14 protein-coding genes are annotated in these 15,384 nt (G+C 42.5%); all 14 read right to left on the reverse strand.

What is annotated here, in order from left to right; translation table 11 throughout:
- Positions 1 to 2 precede the first annotated feature (2 nt).
- Positions 3 to 1,280 carry an imidazolonepropionase gene (gene hutI, locus FAY33_RS11540; RefSeq protein WP_143321371.1) on the reverse strand — a complete coding sequence of 426 codons (1,278 nt, stop codon included), beginning with the start codon at positions 1,278 to 1,280 and terminating at the stop codon, positions 3 to 5.
- A 30-nt stretch (positions 1,281 to 1,310) separates the two neighbouring features.
- The gene (locus tag FAY33_RS11545) at positions 1,311 to 3,320 is read right to left on the reverse strand and encodes a urocanate hydratase (protein ID WP_185967596.1); all 2,010 of its coding nucleotides are present in this window, start codon (positions 3,318 to 3,320) and stop codon (positions 1,311 to 1,313) included.
- Between the two features lies 1 nt (position 3,321).
- Positions 3,322 to 3,732, reverse strand: a complete 411-nt coding sequence (locus tag FAY33_RS11550) for a DUF126 domain-containing protein (protein WP_143321373.1) — start codon at positions 3,730 to 3,732, stop codon at positions 3,322 to 3,324.
- A complete protein-coding gene (locus FAY33_RS11555) occupies positions 3,732 to 4,931 on the reverse strand; it encodes an aconitase X catalytic domain-containing protein (protein ID WP_143321374.1) in 1,200 nt (399 codons plus the stop codon). The genes FAY33_RS11550 and FAY33_RS11555 overlap by 1 nt, the downstream gene beginning before the upstream one ends.
- Before the next feature lie 13 nt (positions 4,932 to 4,944).
- Positions 4,945 to 6,279, reverse strand: a complete 1,335-nt coding sequence (locus FAY33_RS11560; protein ID WP_143321375.1) for an amidohydrolase — start codon at positions 6,277 to 6,279, stop codon at positions 4,945 to 4,947.
- Positions 6,276 to 7,550 (reverse strand): hydantoinase/carbamoylase family amidase, encoded by a 1,275-nt coding sequence (locus FAY33_RS11565; protein ID WP_243126707.1) that lies wholly within the window; start codon positions 7,548 to 7,550, stop codon positions 6,276 to 6,278. Before FAY33_RS11565 ends, FAY33_RS11560 begins: the two co-directional genes overlap by 4 nt.
- A gap of 124 nt (positions 7,551 to 7,674) precedes the next feature.
- On the reverse strand, positions 7,675 to 8,532 hold the full coding sequence (locus FAY33_RS11570) for a MurR/RpiR family transcriptional regulator (RefSeq protein WP_143321376.1): 858 nt from the start codon (positions 8,530 to 8,532) through the stop codon (positions 7,675 to 7,677).
- 87 nt (positions 8,533 to 8,619) lie between these two features.
- Entirely contained in the window at positions 8,620 to 9,423 is an 804-nt protein-coding gene (locus tag FAY33_RS11575; protein WP_143321377.1) for an ABC transporter ATP-binding protein, read from the reverse strand.
- A 20-nt stretch (positions 9,424 to 9,443) separates the two neighbouring features.
- On the reverse strand, positions 9,444 to 10,259 hold the full coding sequence (locus FAY33_RS11580) for an ABC transporter permease (protein ID WP_143321378.1): 816 nt from the start codon (positions 10,257 to 10,259) through the stop codon (positions 9,444 to 9,446).
- A gap of 58 nt (positions 10,260 to 10,317) precedes the next feature.
- Positions 10,318 to 11,403, reverse strand: a complete 1,086-nt coding sequence (locus FAY33_RS11585; protein ID WP_143321379.1) for an ABC transporter substrate-binding protein — start codon at positions 11,401 to 11,403, stop codon at positions 10,318 to 10,320.
- A 42-nt stretch (positions 11,404 to 11,445) separates the two neighbouring features.
- Positions 11,446 to 12,414 (reverse strand): C-terminal binding protein, encoded by a 969-nt coding sequence (locus FAY33_RS11590; protein ID WP_143321380.1) that lies wholly within the window; start codon positions 12,412 to 12,414, stop codon positions 11,446 to 11,448.
- A gap of 316 nt (positions 12,415 to 12,730) precedes the next feature.
- On the reverse strand, positions 12,731 to 13,222 hold the full coding sequence (locus FAY33_RS11595) for a DUF6773 family protein (protein WP_143321381.1): 492 nt from the start codon (positions 13,220 to 13,222) through the stop codon (positions 12,731 to 12,733).
- Positions 13,222 to 13,419, reverse strand: coding sequence for a helix-turn-helix transcriptional regulator (locus FAY33_RS11600; protein WP_143321382.1), 198 nt, complete (start codon positions 13,417 to 13,419; stop codon positions 13,222 to 13,224). The genes FAY33_RS11595 and FAY33_RS11600 overlap by 1 nt, the downstream gene beginning before the upstream one ends.
- Before the next feature lie 218 nt (positions 13,420 to 13,637).
- Positions 13,638 to 15,173 carry a LysM peptidoglycan-binding domain-containing protein gene (locus tag FAY33_RS19795; protein WP_207706019.1) on the reverse strand — a complete coding sequence of 512 codons (1,536 nt, stop codon included), beginning with the start codon at positions 15,171 to 15,173 and terminating at the stop codon, positions 13,638 to 13,640.
- Positions 15,174 to 15,384 lie beyond the last annotated feature (211 nt).

The following is a 15,384-nucleotide window of genomic DNA, read 5'->3' on the forward strand; positions in this document are numbered from 1 at the left end:
AATCAGCTTTCTTCTTTTTCATAAACCAACTGTCCATTTTTTATCACTGTATGAACAATGTTTTTAGCAGTATGATAGATCAAAAAACGGTAATCGGGATAATCCAGCAATACAATATCGCCTTGTTTTCCTGTTTCCAGAGTTCCTATTTTATCTGCACGGTTAAGGGCAGATGCTCCATTGATGGTCAGAGCTGTAATGGCTTCTGGCAAAGTCATTTTCATCTTTAAAACTGCCAGGGAAAGCATTAAGGGAATGGAATTGGTAAAGCAGCTTCCCGGGTTAAAATCCGTTGCTAAGGCAAGCCCGCATCCCGCATCTATCATTTTCTTTGCTGGAGCAAAGGGCTTATTTAAGCAAAATGCAGTACAAGGCAGCACAGTTGCAACGGTTCCGCTTTCTGCCAGAGCAGATATGGAGGATTCCGAGATCATCAATAAATGATCTGCCGATACAGCTCCCAGTTCTGCTCCAAGCCTTCCGCCTCCCAGATCATAAATTTCATCTGCATGAAGTTTAATCTGATAGCCCATTTTCTTTGCTTCTGTTAAGAAAATCCTGCTCTGTTCTATATCAAAAGCTTCTTCCTCACAGAAAATATCGCAAAACTCTGCAAGATCTGCTTCCTTTATTTGGGGCAATACAACCTCTGTCATATAGGTGACATACCCGGCAGGATCGTCTTTATATTCCATTGGCACCGCATGGGCGCCCAGATAAGTAGGAACAATTTCAACCGGATGGGTTTCATTCAGCCGTTTCATTGCCCGAAGCTGTTTTTGTTCACATTCCAGATCCAGCCCATAGCCGCTTTTCCCCTCTACCGTGGTAACGCCCTGGGAAAGCATATCGTTTAAGCGCTTTCTTCCGTCAGAAATAAGCTGGTCTTCCTCATAGCTCCTTGTTGCATTTACCGTACTCTGAATTCCGCCGCCTTTTCTCATAATATCCAGATAGGATGCTCCGGACAGACGTTCCATAAACTCAGCCTCCCGGTATCCTCCGAAGATAAAATGGGTATGGGAGTCCACAAATCCCGGCAATGCGGCTTTTCCAGCTCCATCAATGACCTGAATGCCATCAGGAATCTGTTCTATGCTCCAGGCTCCAAGTCTTTGCAGAACGTCTTCGTTTGTGCCCAGAAATAATATGATACCGTCCTCCATATAAATGCTGGCATGATGTATCACCTCTAACTGATCCATCTCTTTGCCTTTTTTTATATGGCTGCCTTTTGGCGTAACAATCTGGGAGCAGTTATATAACAATACTTTGTTCAACGGATTCCCCTTCTTTCCACCTTTTTCTTCTTACTGCCGGAATGTTTTTTCTACTGCCTGTTTTACCAGTGCTTCATCAGCTACATGAGGAATGGTTATCACTGCCTTTCCCTCATAGGTTTTATTAAATTGAACCGACGTCTCGATTGCATTTTCATTTCTCGCCCAGTTTCTTCTGGCAACACCGCCCATGACATCCCAGATCATGGCACTTTTAATAATCTCATCAATCCTCTGACTTCCATCCAATACCAGACCAAAGCCTCCGTTAATGGATTTTCCAATCCCAACACCGCCCCCATTATGCAATGCCACCAGACTCATTCCTCTGGCTGCATTTCCAACATAGCACTGAACTGCCATGTCTGCCATAACATTACTTCCGTCTTTGATGTTGGAAGTTTCACGAAATGGGGAATCCGTACCGCTTACATCGTGATGGTCTCTGCCTAACATAATGGGACCAACTTCTTTATTTCTCACCATTTCATTAAAGCGGAGAGCAATGTTTTTCCGTCCTTCGGCGTCCTGATAAAGGATTCTTGCCCTGGTCCCTACTACAAGCTGGTTCTTTTTGGCATCCCGGATCCAGTTATAATTATCTAAATCCTGATACCTCCGGTCTTTGTCAATGCTTTCCATCGCCGCCTGGTCTGTTTTATCCAGGTCCTCTTCTCTTCCGCTTAAACATACCCAGCGGAACGGACCATAGCCATAATCAAACAATTGGGGACCCATAATATCTTCCACATAAGAGGGATATATAAATCCATCCTTATCATCAATTCCATTTCTTGATACTTCTTTTACACCTGCATCAAATACTGCTTTTAAAAATGCGTTTCCGTAATCAAAGAAATAAGTGCCGTTTTCCACACAGGTTTTTACTAGTTCAATATGCTTTCTTAAGGTCTTATCCACCATTTCAATAAAACGCTTCCGGTCCTCTTTTAACAGTACCGTCCGCTCTTCAAATGTGACACCCTGCGGACAGTAACCGCCTTCATGGGCCGCATGACAGGAAGTCTGGTCGGATAGTAAATCAATCTTAATGTGATGGTCCACTGCATATTGGAGTAAATCAACAATATTGCCGTGATAAGCAATGGAAATGGATTGTTTTTTCTCCATATATTCTTTTGCAAGCTTATAAACAACTCCTAAATCAGAGGATGATTCCTTCACCCAGCCCTGATCCATTCTTGTTTTAATTCTAGACTTATCCACTTCTGCAACAATTCCCACTCCGCCTGCAATCTCAATGGCTTTTGGCTGTGCACCGCTCATTCCTCCAAGACCGGAGCTTACAAATAATACACCGCTTAAATCCTTGTCGTTGGCGATCCCAAGCTGCTGTCTGCCAGCGTTTAATAAGGTGTTGTAGGTGCCGTGGACAATGCCCTGAGGACCTATGTACATCCAGCCGCCTGCTGTCATCTGTCCGTAATTGGCAACCCCCATCTCTTCTGCCACTTCCCAGTCAGCCGGATTATCAAACATGCCAATCATCAATGCGTTGGTTATGGTAACTCTCGGAGCATCTTTTTTAGAATAAAACAGCCCCAGAGGATGTCCTGATTCCAGAACCAGCGTCTGTTCATCGGTTAACAATTCCAGATACTGCATGGTCAGACGATACTGCATCCAGTTTTGAAAGACGCTTCCTGTCTCCCCATAGGTAACCAGTTCATAGGGATACAGCGCAACATCAAAATCCAGATTGTTATTGATCATCACCTGAAACGCCCTGCCTTCCACGCAGTTGCCTTTGTAATCATCAATGGAGCCGCCTTTGATTCCTTCTGCCGGACGAAAGCGGTAGCCGTAAATTCTTCCATAAGTATACAGCTCCTTAAGAAACTCTGGAATGATTGTTTCATGAAGATCCCGATGAATGTAACGCAGGGCATTCTTAAGTGCCGTTACGGTCTGCTCTTTTGTCAGGCGGAAGCCTCTGGAAGGCGCCCTGCGGATTCCAGGTTCAAACACAGGCATTGGCGGCAAAGTATCAATGGTCATTTTTATATTTAATGGTGTCATGTCAGTGTTCTCCTTCCCATATAATCCGCCCCTCAGTTGCATTTAAGGTGATGGTATCTCCGTCTTTTATGGTTTCATAGAATCTGTCTTCTGCCTTATCCACAAGAGGGGCTTCCATAATAATTGCACTTGCAACCAGAGTGGTATCCGGATTTTTAATAATCATTCCCTTTGGTTCCATTCCTGTCATCTTTAACTGGTACATTCCGTCTGCCTGAACCACAGAACTTCCCTTTCCGTTGGGAAATACCAATATTTTATTTGCAATGCACCTGCCGTAGAGACAATGCTGTTTTTCAATTACAACTCCGGTTTTAGGGTCTACCAGATAAAAACAGAAATCATCTTTTGATATTAAAACTTCTCCGGTTACAATTCCTTCGGATATTTTATGACACTGAAATTCCTGCATTAGATTTCTCCTTTCAAAGCGGCTTTTACGGAATCTTCCAAACTGGTTATTACAAACTGCATATCACGCCGTTTGGTATAATAGGCACATTTTGGCGAATCCGTCACTCCTTTTTTTCCATAAAGAAAATGCCAGCTTGGCTGATCCATGCAGGTATCCGCCATTAAATGACCACCTGCCTTTTCGATTGTTTCCCGAAGTCCCATCTGGGTTGCTAAATTCCTGGTTGAGGCACTGCACATAATAAATAAGGGCACTGCCAGCTTACTTCCTTCCACCAGCTCTGCAACCTTTATGATCTGATGAATGGTCAGATGGGGACATCCAAACAAAGCAAAATCAATCTTACCGCCTGCATCTGTTAAATCTGCTCTCATCTGTTCCAGATCCTGATTGGTGATTACCACTTCTTTCTCAGGAGCTTTCCCATGGAATGCAGCTTCCACGGTTGGTGCCTCCGGCGTAAATCCTACAATGTGATAGATGGCAACATTGCCTCCGGTATTTAACTGTGCACCAAGATTCATCAGTGCTTCCTTGGAGGGATTCTCAATACCGGTAAAGACAGGAATTTTAAAGCCGGTGAACTTTGGTGTTACATATCCAAGCATCTGGTAATCAAAATCACTCTTTAAATCAGCCTCCACCCGTACCAGTACTTCCCCTTTCCGGTTCTCATCAAGCAGGTACCCATAATATGGCGTAACCCCTGTAATGGCAGAACAAAGAGCGCTTTGTGCTGCTTCCCGGTTGCTTCTGGCTCCGTACACCGAGTTCACAAATGGGGTTGCACTGGATTCAGAGAAAGAAATCACTTCCCCAAATCTTGGGACATTATGTTCTAAATAAGGGGTACAGTCATAGGTCATAATCGCACCCAGTCTGGTATATGCGGCGTGGGTTCTTTTTACAATCTCCTCATCCATCGGGGCAATGGTTGTAATCTCTTTAAATTGTTCCAGGTTAAAGCTTGGATTTACCGTAGGGGGCACCGCACATTTTGCTCCCATATTAACCAGCTTTTCTGCAAACCATAAGTCTGCCTCCTGATTGCTTAACGCTACATGGGTTCTTGTTACAGGCACCATGTAAGGAGCATCAAAAGATTCCCCTACTGCTACCAATATCTTCATGGCTAATTGCGTACCTGCTCCCATCTTCCCATCCAGCATATCCTGTTCTTTTTTTGTTAACTGCATCCTATGACTCCTTTCATTTATAAAACCGGCTCATGGTATCTTTTACGCCTTTTATCACACTATCTTCTGTGAGTTTTCTAAGCTTTCCATGAGATACGGTGACCTCTCCGTTGACTACTACATGCTTTAACGCGGTTGGTTCCATGGAATACACAATGTTTGGGAGCATTTGTTCAAATTGTTCATTCAACGGCTGCATGGAGAAATCACTTAAATCAATGGAAACAAAATCCGCTTTCATTCCTTCTTTTATTTCTCCCACCGGCAGATCCAGAATCTTCCCCCCATTCACCGTTCCCATGGCAAAGCTCTGGTTATAATTTACACACATGGCATTGCAGGTGCTTGCTTTTTGAAGAATGGATACCATCCGCATCTCTTCAAATACACTGATCCGGTTATTGCTGCATGCTCCGTCAGAACCAAGTCCAATAGTAACGCCTGCTTCCATCATGGCGGGAATGTTGGTAATTCCATCTGCTAAAAACATATTGCTGGAAGGGCAGTAGGCGAGAGATACCCCTTTTTTCCCAAGAAGTTTTATCTCTTCTTCCCTTAAATAAACACCATGGACAATCATCATGTGTTCATCCACCACTCCAATGGAATTTAAGTATTCAATGACGGTCATACCATTATGTGCCAGCCTGCATTCTTCCACCTCAAAGGGTTCTTCTGCAACATGAATGTGAAATTTTGTTCCCAGTTCCTCTGCCAGCCTGTGACCTGCCATAATCATCTCTGTGGTCGCCGCATGAAGGCTGTGAGGTGCCGGAACAATGTTTACCATGTCGTCTTCTTTGTATCTGTAAAAAAGCTCTCTGGTAGAAGTAACCGCTTCTTCAATCGTCTCCACATATCCTTTTGGTGCTCCCTTCCAGTCATACATGGTTCTTGCAAGCACCAGACGGATTCCGACATCCTTTGCCGCCTGTATCACCGCTTCATCGCTTTCCATTCCAAAATTGTGAAGATAAAAGAAATCACAGACTGTGGTCACTCCCCTTTTCATCATTTCTGAAAAAGCAAATACAGCGCCGTTATAGATATCCTCTAATGTCATCTTGTTTGAAAACTTATAAAGGGACTCATCTCTCCATTCCAAAAATGGCCGGTCTGCGCCGATGCCCCGAAGAAGACTTTGAAAACTGTGATTGTGAACATTTACAGTTCCGGCAACCATTACCTGGTCTTTCCAACAGATGATTTCATTAATCTGCTCTTTGTATTGTGCCTCCAGTTCTGCTACGGGTTTTACTGCTTTTATGGTATCTCCCTCCACCAGTACCCCGTAATCCCGGTAAAAGCCTCCATTATAATGGAGCATTTCAGCTCTAAACAGTTTCATTCAGCCATCTCCTCATCTAAAATCTGTACTGCCCTTAACATTGCATTGGCACATGCTTCAATGTCTTCCGGAGTGGAATATTCTTCTTTGCAATGACTTTTTCCATCCATGCTCCGGACAAATATCATTCCGCTGTCAGCAATGGATGCAACATTGGAAGCGTCATGTCCTGCCATGCTGACCAACTGCACCGGCTGTATTCCTGTCTGCTCAATTCCCTGACTGACCGCACGGATCACCACATCAGACATGGGCTGTGCCGGCTGGTTTAAAATAATGCTTCTATGTACCTTTACCCCTCTTCGGGATTCAATTTCTTTTACTCTTTCATTGATCCGGTGCTGCATCTCTGATTTTTTCTCTTCATTGGAAATTCTTACATCCAGAATCATTGCGGTGTGATCCGAAATAATATTGGCTTCATTTGGCATGTTTTTTATATAGCCAATGGTTCCAACAATGTCTTTATCCTGCAATTGCAGCAATATGGCTTCTACTGCAAGCGCAACCTCACATGCACCCAGCAATGCATCCTTTCTGCTGTCCATCATAGTGGTTCCTGCATGGTTTGCCTCGCCGGTTACGGTGATCTGCTCCCGGTAAATTCCTGTAATAACAGAGACACAGGCAACCGGTAAATCCATTTTTTCCAACCGGTTTCCCTGTTCGATATGACATTCAAGATATGCTCCGATGTTTTCTTTCCCCGGCAGCTGCTCCCACTGTTCAATCGCTCCTCCAAGCCTTTTTATTCCGTCCACCAGATTTTCCTTCGTGTTCCTGTGGGAATAATTTTGTATCTGGTCTTTTGTAATTCTTCCTGCCAAAGCTTTGCTTCCAAGAGTAGAGACTCCATAAGGATTTGGTTCTTCTCCGGTAAAAGAAATAATGGTCAGAGGATGCTTTAATTTTATCTTTTGTTCCATGATTGTTTCTGCAACTTCTGTTGCCATCAAAACTCCAAGGGCGCCGTCGTATTTTCCTCCGTTTGGAACCGCATCGTGATGAGAGCCAAGGACAATTGCCTTTTTATGTTCACCGTTTTCCATAGGAAGCCACATATTTGCAATGGCATCCACCTTTGTTTCCCGATGAAATGTTTCTTTCCAGTAATCCATGAGCCATTGTCTGGCAAGTAAATCCGTTTCACTTCCCAGTACCCGGTCAACGCCGCCTTCCGGATTCTCACCTATGGTTCCTAATCTTTTTACATTCTTTATTAAACGGTCAATATTTATTTTATTCATGGTTTTCTTTTTTATTGGTTCCATTCTCCTAATCTGTTTTATGAATAATTTCATTCACATCAGGGTACAGAAAAACACTGTAAATACTTGCCTGGATCTACAGTTTTCTGCTTCCCTATTCTGGTAAAACCGCTGTCACGTCAATGGTCTATCTATAAAATACACCATATTTATTGTCATAATTCTCGATCTTTTCCAGCCTTTTATCCAAATCCGGAATCTTCTTTGATACATCCCGCAAAGTCAGATTGATAAATGCCATGGGGGTGCTGTATAAATCAAAAATAGAAGTGGTAGTAATGGGGACAACAATCGAGGGAATCTCCGCCTGTATGGTGGGAGATACTCTTCGGTCTGTCATGGCATAGATAGAAAATCCCTCTTCTTTCAGCTCTTTTAATTTATCCACCAGTGCCTTGGAATACCTTGGAAAACAGGTGGAGATAATCAGTGCTTGCTCCGGATTTTCCAGATAAAAACGATTCCAGCCACTAGAATCCGGTGTCACAATCTCCACCTGATCCCTTAATTTATCCAGCAGATATTTCATATAGGGCAATAAGGTTGCAGACATTCTGGCTGAAACAAGGAATATCTTTTCTGCCTTTACAATGTCATCCACCATCTTCTCATAAAGACCGCCTCCTAAAACACCGGTCAGCTCCCGAATGTTGCCTGCCTCTTTCAGCAAAATATCATCTATCTTTTTTTTGCCTGATTTGGTATATTGGTAGCGCTGGGGTGCTGTCAATTCCTCTGTCACAATCTTTTGAAGATGTTTATAAAAATCACTGTATCCTTTAAATCCCATTACCATACAGAACCTGGAAACACTTCCCTGACTCACACCACAGTTTTTAGCAACTTCCTCAGCTGTCATAAAGATGATTTTCCGATATTCTTTTTCCAGATAAAAAGCCAGCTTTTTGTAGGTTGCTGATTCGCTTGCCGCTTTCGCCATCGCATGAAACAGTTCTTCAATATTTGAGTATTCTGCTCTCTCCATAGGGGGTCCTCTTTTCGTTATCCTTCATGATTCATACAGTATTGTACCATACAAATTTCTGTATGAACATTTTCATTTTCCCGATAATCAGATCCCCTCTTTCATCAGTTTCATGCTCTCTTCCCTGATTAGTTCAAATGCCCTCATTTTATACTCAATAAATTTCGGAGAGGATTTTACCCGGTAATCCCTTGGTCTGTCTAAATCAATGTCGATGATTTCACGGACTCTGCCGGGACGGGCTGACATGACCACAACCCGGTCTGCTAAAAAGACCGCTTCTTCGACATCATGAGTTACCATCACAATGGTCTTGGGGGATTTCTGCCATACATCCAACAGCAATTCCTGCATAATTTCCCTGGTTGTGGTATCCAGAGCACCAAAGGGTTCATCCAACAAGAGAATACTTGGATCATTTGCCAGGGCTCTTGCAATGGCCACCCTTTGCTGCATACCACCGGACAAGGATTTGGGGTAAAGCTTCTCAAATCCCCTTAACCCCACCAGGTCCACATATTGATCCACAATCTCATTGATCTCTGCACTGGACTTTTCTTTCTTCTGTTTCAGTCCAAAAGCAATGTTTTGCCCGACGCTGAGCCATGGAAACAAGGTGTATTTTTGAAACACCATTCCAACGTCTGCACTTGGTCTGGTCAGTTCTTTATTGTCGTATATAATCTTACCGCTGGTTCGTTCAGTCAATCCCCCGATCATGCGAAGCAGGGTTGATTTTCCACAGCCAGAGGTTCCAAGGAGCGCTACAAATTCTTTCCGGTGAACATGTAGATTTGTTTTTGAAAGCGCATGGACATCACCATTCTTTGTGTGGTAAATCTTCTCAATATCAATGATGTTCAGCCCGTGATTTTCCAGATCCCTATCCATACCAATAAGCTCCTTTCTGATTATTCATTCCATGGAAATAATAACTTTTTTAAATATAATCCCAGCATATCTAAGAACAGTCCAATGAATCCGATGGTTATGATTCCAACAAATATTTTATCTACCCAGAACTGTCTTCCCGCCTGTGAGATCATAAAGCCAATTCCTTTAGAAGCACCAACCATTTCAGCAACAATGATGTAAGTCCACGCCCAGCCCAGCACTACCCGAAGAGTATCAATTACATCGGGCAGGCATTTTGGCAGAATAATCTTCCATAGAACTTCCAACTTGGAAACTCCCAGAGTATAGGATACTTCAATCAGTTCTCCGCTGACATTGCGGACATTATTGGCTACCATAAGAATGATCTGGGCAAAGCTTCCTACTATAATAATTGCTACTTTTGCTTCTTCTCCAATTCCGATCCACAGGATGAAAAGCTGGATAAATGCAGAAGCTGGTAAGTATCTGACAAAAGAAAACATAGGTTCCAGGAATGCAGCACAAGGTGCATAAGTTCCAATTAAGATTCCCAGGGGGATTCCTACCACCGAAGAGATTAAAAAACCGATTAACACTCTTTGTACGGACATTTGTATATCCAGTAAAAATCCTCCTTTTGTAAACATGGTAAAGGCGGTGGCAACAGTCTTAACCGGAGCAGGCAAAAACATCTGGTCTACTTTTATAACATATGATGCAGTTCCCCACAGTAAAAAGATCAAAAGAAACGCAACGGCTGACAATGTTACATATGCAGTTTTGCTGATTGCCCCTTTCGGGGTAAACGAATCTGCTAATCTCTTAAAAAGTCTCATTTTCATTTCTTTCATGGATTCCGCTGATTCCTTCCTAAACATTCCATACTGGCTGATGTTTTATGTCTGTATCTTATTTTAAACGTTCCAAATAATCACCTGTAATCATTTCCCTGGAATCAGGTACCTGGTTAATCAATCCCATATCAATCCATAATTCCGATGCCATATCGGCTATATCGAAGATATCAGACTCAAAATAAGAAGTGTTTTTTGCTTCATCGTATAACTCAAGTTCCGATTCCATAGCTGCCTTTAAACTGTCTCCGGAATCATTTCCTGTATATTCTGCCATAATCTTATACGCATCCTCTGGATTGCTCTTTATGTAATCCAGTGCATCATACCATCCGCTTACAATTGCTTTTATGGTTCCTGGATAAGATTTCATAAAATCATTGTCCATTGCCAAAGCATCCAGGATAACGCCTGGTGTGGCAGAACTGTCGATCATAACGGAGTCTCCTTCTGTTTCTTTTGCTTTTGAAAGCCACGGCTCCCAGGTTACGGCTGCATCTACTTCTCCTGCAATGAAGGCTGCCCCCGCATCACCAGAACTCATATTAACTGCCTGAACATCGTCCAGTGTCATTCCCTCTTTCTGGAGCAGATACTGGAACCAGAAGAAGGAAGCGCCGCCGGTGGTATCCAGTGCTACCGTATGGCCAGCCAGGGATTTTATATCTTTTAAATCAGATTTTGCAATCAGACCATCTCCGCCTGCGGAAGTATCCAGTGCCAGTACGACAGATATATCCATTCCGCTTGCCTTGTTTAAAACATGGGTATCAATGGTTGTTGACATGCCCTGAATCCTCTTTGCTACCAGTGCGCTTTTACTGTCTGTTTTACTTTCAAATAACTGAATGGACACATCAGCACCGTGATCTTTGAAAAATCCTTTCTGCTCTGCCAGATATAGCGGAGCAAATCCAATCCAGGAAGACTGTCCGATAATGGTATTTCCTTCATAAAATGCCGGATTGCCTTCGGAAGCTGACTGTCCTGTAGTTTCAGCGGTTTTGGTTGTTTCCGCCTGACTTGACGGTGCCTGTGTGGAGGCTGTTTCCCCCTTTGATGAAGTGGAACTGCCGCCGCATCCTCCTAAAAGTGTAGTTGTCATTGCGAATACGAATATTAATGCCAGAGATTTTTTCATCCTTTTCCTCCTTGTACCTGCTGTTTTATGTGCAATCTATGATCAGGGGTTTACCCAATCGTCCGGTTCATTTCCTTCATACATACATAACCCGTTTTCTACGGTCCGCCGTTTTAAATCCGCATAGGATTCTGTTGACAAATAAGAGATATGAGGGGTTACAATTATATTTTCAACCGATAATATGGTCTCTGATAACGTTGGGGGTTCATTGGTAACTACATCAAGACAGGCGCCCGCTATCTTTTTTTCTTTTACTGCATCAATTAAATCCTGTTCTGCAACGGTTCCTCCCCTGGATGTATTAATGAAATAAGCCGATGGCTTCATCATTTCAAAATGCTCTTTTTTCAATAAATGTTCTGTCTCTTTGGTGTACTTTACATTCATACTGACATAATCTGCTGTCTTTAATCCTTCTTCCATGCTGACCGGCTGAATGGAATACGCTTTTAACTGCTCTTTTGTAAGAAGTGGGTCATAACCTGTCACCTTAACTCCAAGTAAATTTACCCGATCCGCAATCGTTCTTCCTATTGTTCCGCATCCAATGATGAAAAGGGTTGTTTCAGAGATTCTGGGTGCAATCTTTCTGATTGCCTGTGCTCCCCACTTCCCATCTTTTAAGGATTCTTTGTATTCCGTCAGGCATTTGTTAAATGTGTACATGGCAGCTATGATATAGTCTGCAATATCCTCTGCACAATACCCCTGTACATTGGTGACTTTAATCCCTTTTTCCTTTGCAGCCTTTATGTCCACACGGTCATATCCGCCTCCATAGACAGCAATGCCTTTGCATCGTTCCAGCCTTTTTATTGTTTCAGCAGTTATGGACGTATAAATCTGAGTTAAAATCAAGTCTGCTTTATATCCAAACTCATTTAAATCATTCTCAAACTCATATCCGGAAAAACGGATATCTGCTTCCGGGTATCTCTTTGCAAGAATACTTTTCTCCTCTTCATAGTCCGGCCATTCTTCGTCAATAATCCAAATTAGTGGGCTCATCGTTCACCTCCTGTAATTAATAATATCATTATATTTCCAATTATAATTGATGGTTTCATTCATGAATGGGTAAAAAAAAACGCTCTGGCTTTTGCCAAAACGTCTTTGTTTGTATTACTATAGCATCAAATAATTAGAGCGTCAATCAATATTTTAATTCTTTTTAATTGAAAGGGTAAGGCTTATAATGTATGGAAATTAGTTAGAAATATATAAAATAATAAACTTTTTTATTTATTAAATAAAAGTTGTCATCATATTGTTCTGTTGCAGATTCTTATCATCGTTTATACCAACAACACTTTTCTATAAACAATTAATTCCTTTCATCTTCATCCTGAAGTTTCTTTTCAATCCGTTCCTGCCCTTTCCGGTTGATCCAGTATAAGCAGGCAGTGCACAATAAGGCGAATATCCAAAAGGACAAAAAGGTAATGAGTAAAACCATGAGGAAATGTCCATCAAACACTCCACTGTATTTATGTCCATACATGGAATAGTTTTTCACTCCATTGACAGCGGTCACCACAAGACTTAAGATCAATACGGCTGACCCGGTCAGGATTTTACCGCCCTTTTTTGTATCCATAATTTCATAACCCAGAAATGCACTTCTTATGATAACATAAATGGCTGTTAAAAGCATGATACTAATCTCCGCTATGAAATGTAAGAAAGAAAGATTCATTACATAATACTTTACAAAAACGGAAGCTGTTAAGAGCAAAAGCGTAAAAAGGTAAGCTTCGCTGCCAATCTTATTACTTAGCTGTATGACACGTTCGTCATTAATTTTTTTAGTTTTCATTATGGTTCCTCCCAAAATAAGTCGTTTAAGGTCTTGTTAAGAGCTTTGCAGATTGCAACACAGAGTTTCAATGTAGGATTGTAATTCCCAGCTTCAATCAAACCAATGGTCTGTCTGGTAACGCCGACACAATTAGCCAAATCTTCCTGACTCATGTCACATTCAATTCTGGCTATTTTGATTCTTTTATTCTTCATGGAAGTCCTCCTTCCTTATCTATATGAGTAATATACACTATATATTATAAAATGTAAAGTATATATTGCAAAATGCAATTAACAATTTTTACCAGATAAAAACAAGTATTTGGGAATCCCCCTTTATGGACACAAAAAAACAGGCAGACACTCCTATCGTGATCAGGAGATTCTGCCTGTTTTCTAATGAATACAGCTAACTGCTCTTTCTATATTAACTATCTAAAATATTCCGGAAACTGATTCACAATTCCGTATGTCATCATGTCTGCCATATCCATGGTCTGACGCTCAATATTGGTGAACGACATATTGCTGTCACTAAAATTACGTGCCATCATATCAGAAATTGCTTTTGTAATCATTTCCAGATGATTCTGTAACATATTCTGGAGGTCATCTTCTGACCACTTGGGGTTAATACTGCTTAAAAATGTTGCCATTTCTTCTGCATTCTCATACCACCGTCTTTCTGCATCCGATGCTCCCGTTAAATCCGCATTCATAATTGCAGTAACCAGTTCAATGGCAAGATTTATATGGTTTGTCAAAAGTTCTGCAAAAGCCGCCGCATTTTCATCTCCGTAAAACGTCTGGAATGCCATCTCAAAATCTTTTGGATTCTGCATCAGACGTTCATTTACAACCTCTGCATCCGGAAGATCAAAAATCATGCTCTGCACTGCCATTCTCAGCCAGTAAATATTCTGCATCCATAAAAAGCGAATAAAGTTATTTAAATTTTGTTCCGCCTTGCTCACCCACATCATCTGAGGCGGTTGTACTCCAGGCCGTGGCATGGGAGCCTGAGCGGGCGGCTCTGGAATTGGCCGGGGCTGAGGAGATGGCGTTGGACGCGGAGAAGGCTGCGGAACCGGTCCGGGCTGGGGTTGAGGGGACGGAGACGGCTGCGGCGTTGGCCGTGGTGTTGGCATCGGCTGCGGTGTCGGCATTGGCTGCGGTGTCGGTGTCGGCTGCGGCTGCGGCGTCGGCTGCGGCACTGGCATCGGTGTCGGCATTGGCTGAGGTGTCGGCATCGGCTGCGGCACTGGCATCGGTGTCGGCATCGGCTGCGGTGTCGGCATTGGCTGGGGGGACGGGGACGGTATTTGTCCTGCTCCATTATTCCAATCCATAGGAACACAGATTACCTGCCCCACAAAAAGATTGGTTGGATTAATTCCCGGATTGGCAGACATCAGGTCTTCCACCGTTGTATTTAACTGCTGAGACAGTCTCCATAGTGTATCTCCTGCCTGAATGGTATAAGAATAATGTCCTTCAGGGCAAAATGACATTTGATTCCCTTTCAATTCCTCATCGGGCTCTGTTCCCTGAATTCGGGGCCATGATGGGAAATTGCCAAACCTGTAACCTGCCGGAATCCAGATTACCTGACCATTGACCAGATTGTTGGGATTTATTCCAGGATTGACTGCCATAATGGTTTCTACTGTCGTGCAGTATGTCTGGGACAATTTCCACAATGTGTCTCCTTCCCGAATCGTATAAGTACGCAGCCCTACCGGGCAATTTCTTGGAGGCTGTGGTTGTGGCTGAGGTTGAGGCTGTGGCCAGGGACGTGCTGCACGAGGGATACAGATTACCTGCCCTACTCGCAAATTGTTAGGAACAAGACCTCGGTTGGCAGACATAATTGCATCAACTGTCGTATTATAGCGCCTTGAAATCAGCCATAAGGTATCACCAGCTTTGATGGTGTAGGAAAACATTCCTGGTGGGCAAGAAGTCATAATATTATTGCCTTTCAATAAAACAATTTGTCTTATGATATGTTAGAAAGATTGAAAAAGTGCATGTCTACCTATAAATAATTAATTTTTTTCCTAGATTTTGGATATTCTTATATAGAAGAAAAAAATGTTGACATACTTAATTTAATTTGATACAATGTAATTGCATAAAATCTTAATCATGCGAATAAAAAGAAACGGAGAGGTACTC

It is taken from the genome of Clostridium sp. HBUAS56010, assembly GCF_007115105.1.
GTDB lineage: Bacteria > Bacillota > Clostridia > Lachnospirales > Lachnospiraceae > Lacrimispora.

Excerpts from the sequence above, each read along its gene's own strand:
- FAY33_RS11550 (WP_143321373.1), bottom strand. The coding sequence starts at position 3,732 with ATGCAGGAATTTCAGTGTCATAAAATATCCGAAGGAATTGTAACCGGA.
- FAY33_RS11545 (WP_185967596.1), bottom strand. The coding sequence starts at position 3,320 with ATGACACCATTAAATATAAAAATGACCATTGATACTTTGCCGCCAATG.
- FAY33_RS11565 (WP_243126707.1), bottom strand. The coding sequence starts at position 7,550 with ATGGAACCAATAAAAAAGAAAACCATGAATAAAATAAATATTGACCGT.
- FAY33_RS11590 (WP_143321380.1), bottom strand. The coding sequence starts at position 12,414 with ATGAGCCCACTAATTTGGATTATTGACGAAGAATGGCCGGACTATGAA.
- FAY33_RS11585 (WP_143321379.1), bottom strand. The coding sequence starts at position 11,403 with ATGAAAAAATCTCTGGCATTAATATTCGTATTCGCAATGACAACTACA.
- FAY33_RS19795 (WP_207706019.1), bottom strand. The coding sequence starts at position 15,173 with ATGACTTCTTGCCCACCAGGAATGTTTTCCTACACCATCAAAGCTGGT.
- FAY33_RS11595 (WP_143321381.1), bottom strand. The coding sequence starts at position 13,222 with ATGAAAACTAAAAAAATTAATGACGAACGTGTCATACAGCTAAGTAAT.
- FAY33_RS11580 (WP_143321378.1), bottom strand. The coding sequence starts at position 10,259 with ATGAAAGAAATGAAAATGAGACTTTTTAAGAGATTAGCAGATTCGTTT.
- FAY33_RS11575 (WP_143321377.1), bottom strand. The coding sequence starts at position 9,423 with ATGGATAGGGATCTGGAAAATCACGGGCTGAACATCATTGATATTGAG.
- FAY33_RS11600 (WP_143321382.1), bottom strand. The coding sequence starts at position 13,419 with ATGAAGAATAAAAGAATCAAAATAGCCAGAATTGAATGTGACATGAGT.
- FAY33_RS11555 (WP_143321374.1), bottom strand. The coding sequence starts at position 4,931 with ATGCAGTTAACAAAAAAAGAACAGGATATGCTGGATGGGAAGATGGGA.
- FAY33_RS11570 (WP_143321376.1), bottom strand. The coding sequence starts at position 8,532 with ATGGAGAGAGCAGAATACTCAAATATTGAAGAACTGTTTCATGCGATG.
- FAY33_RS11560 (WP_143321375.1), bottom strand. The coding sequence starts at position 6,279 with ATGAAACTGTTTAGAGCTGAAATGCTCCATTATAATGGAGGCTTTTAC.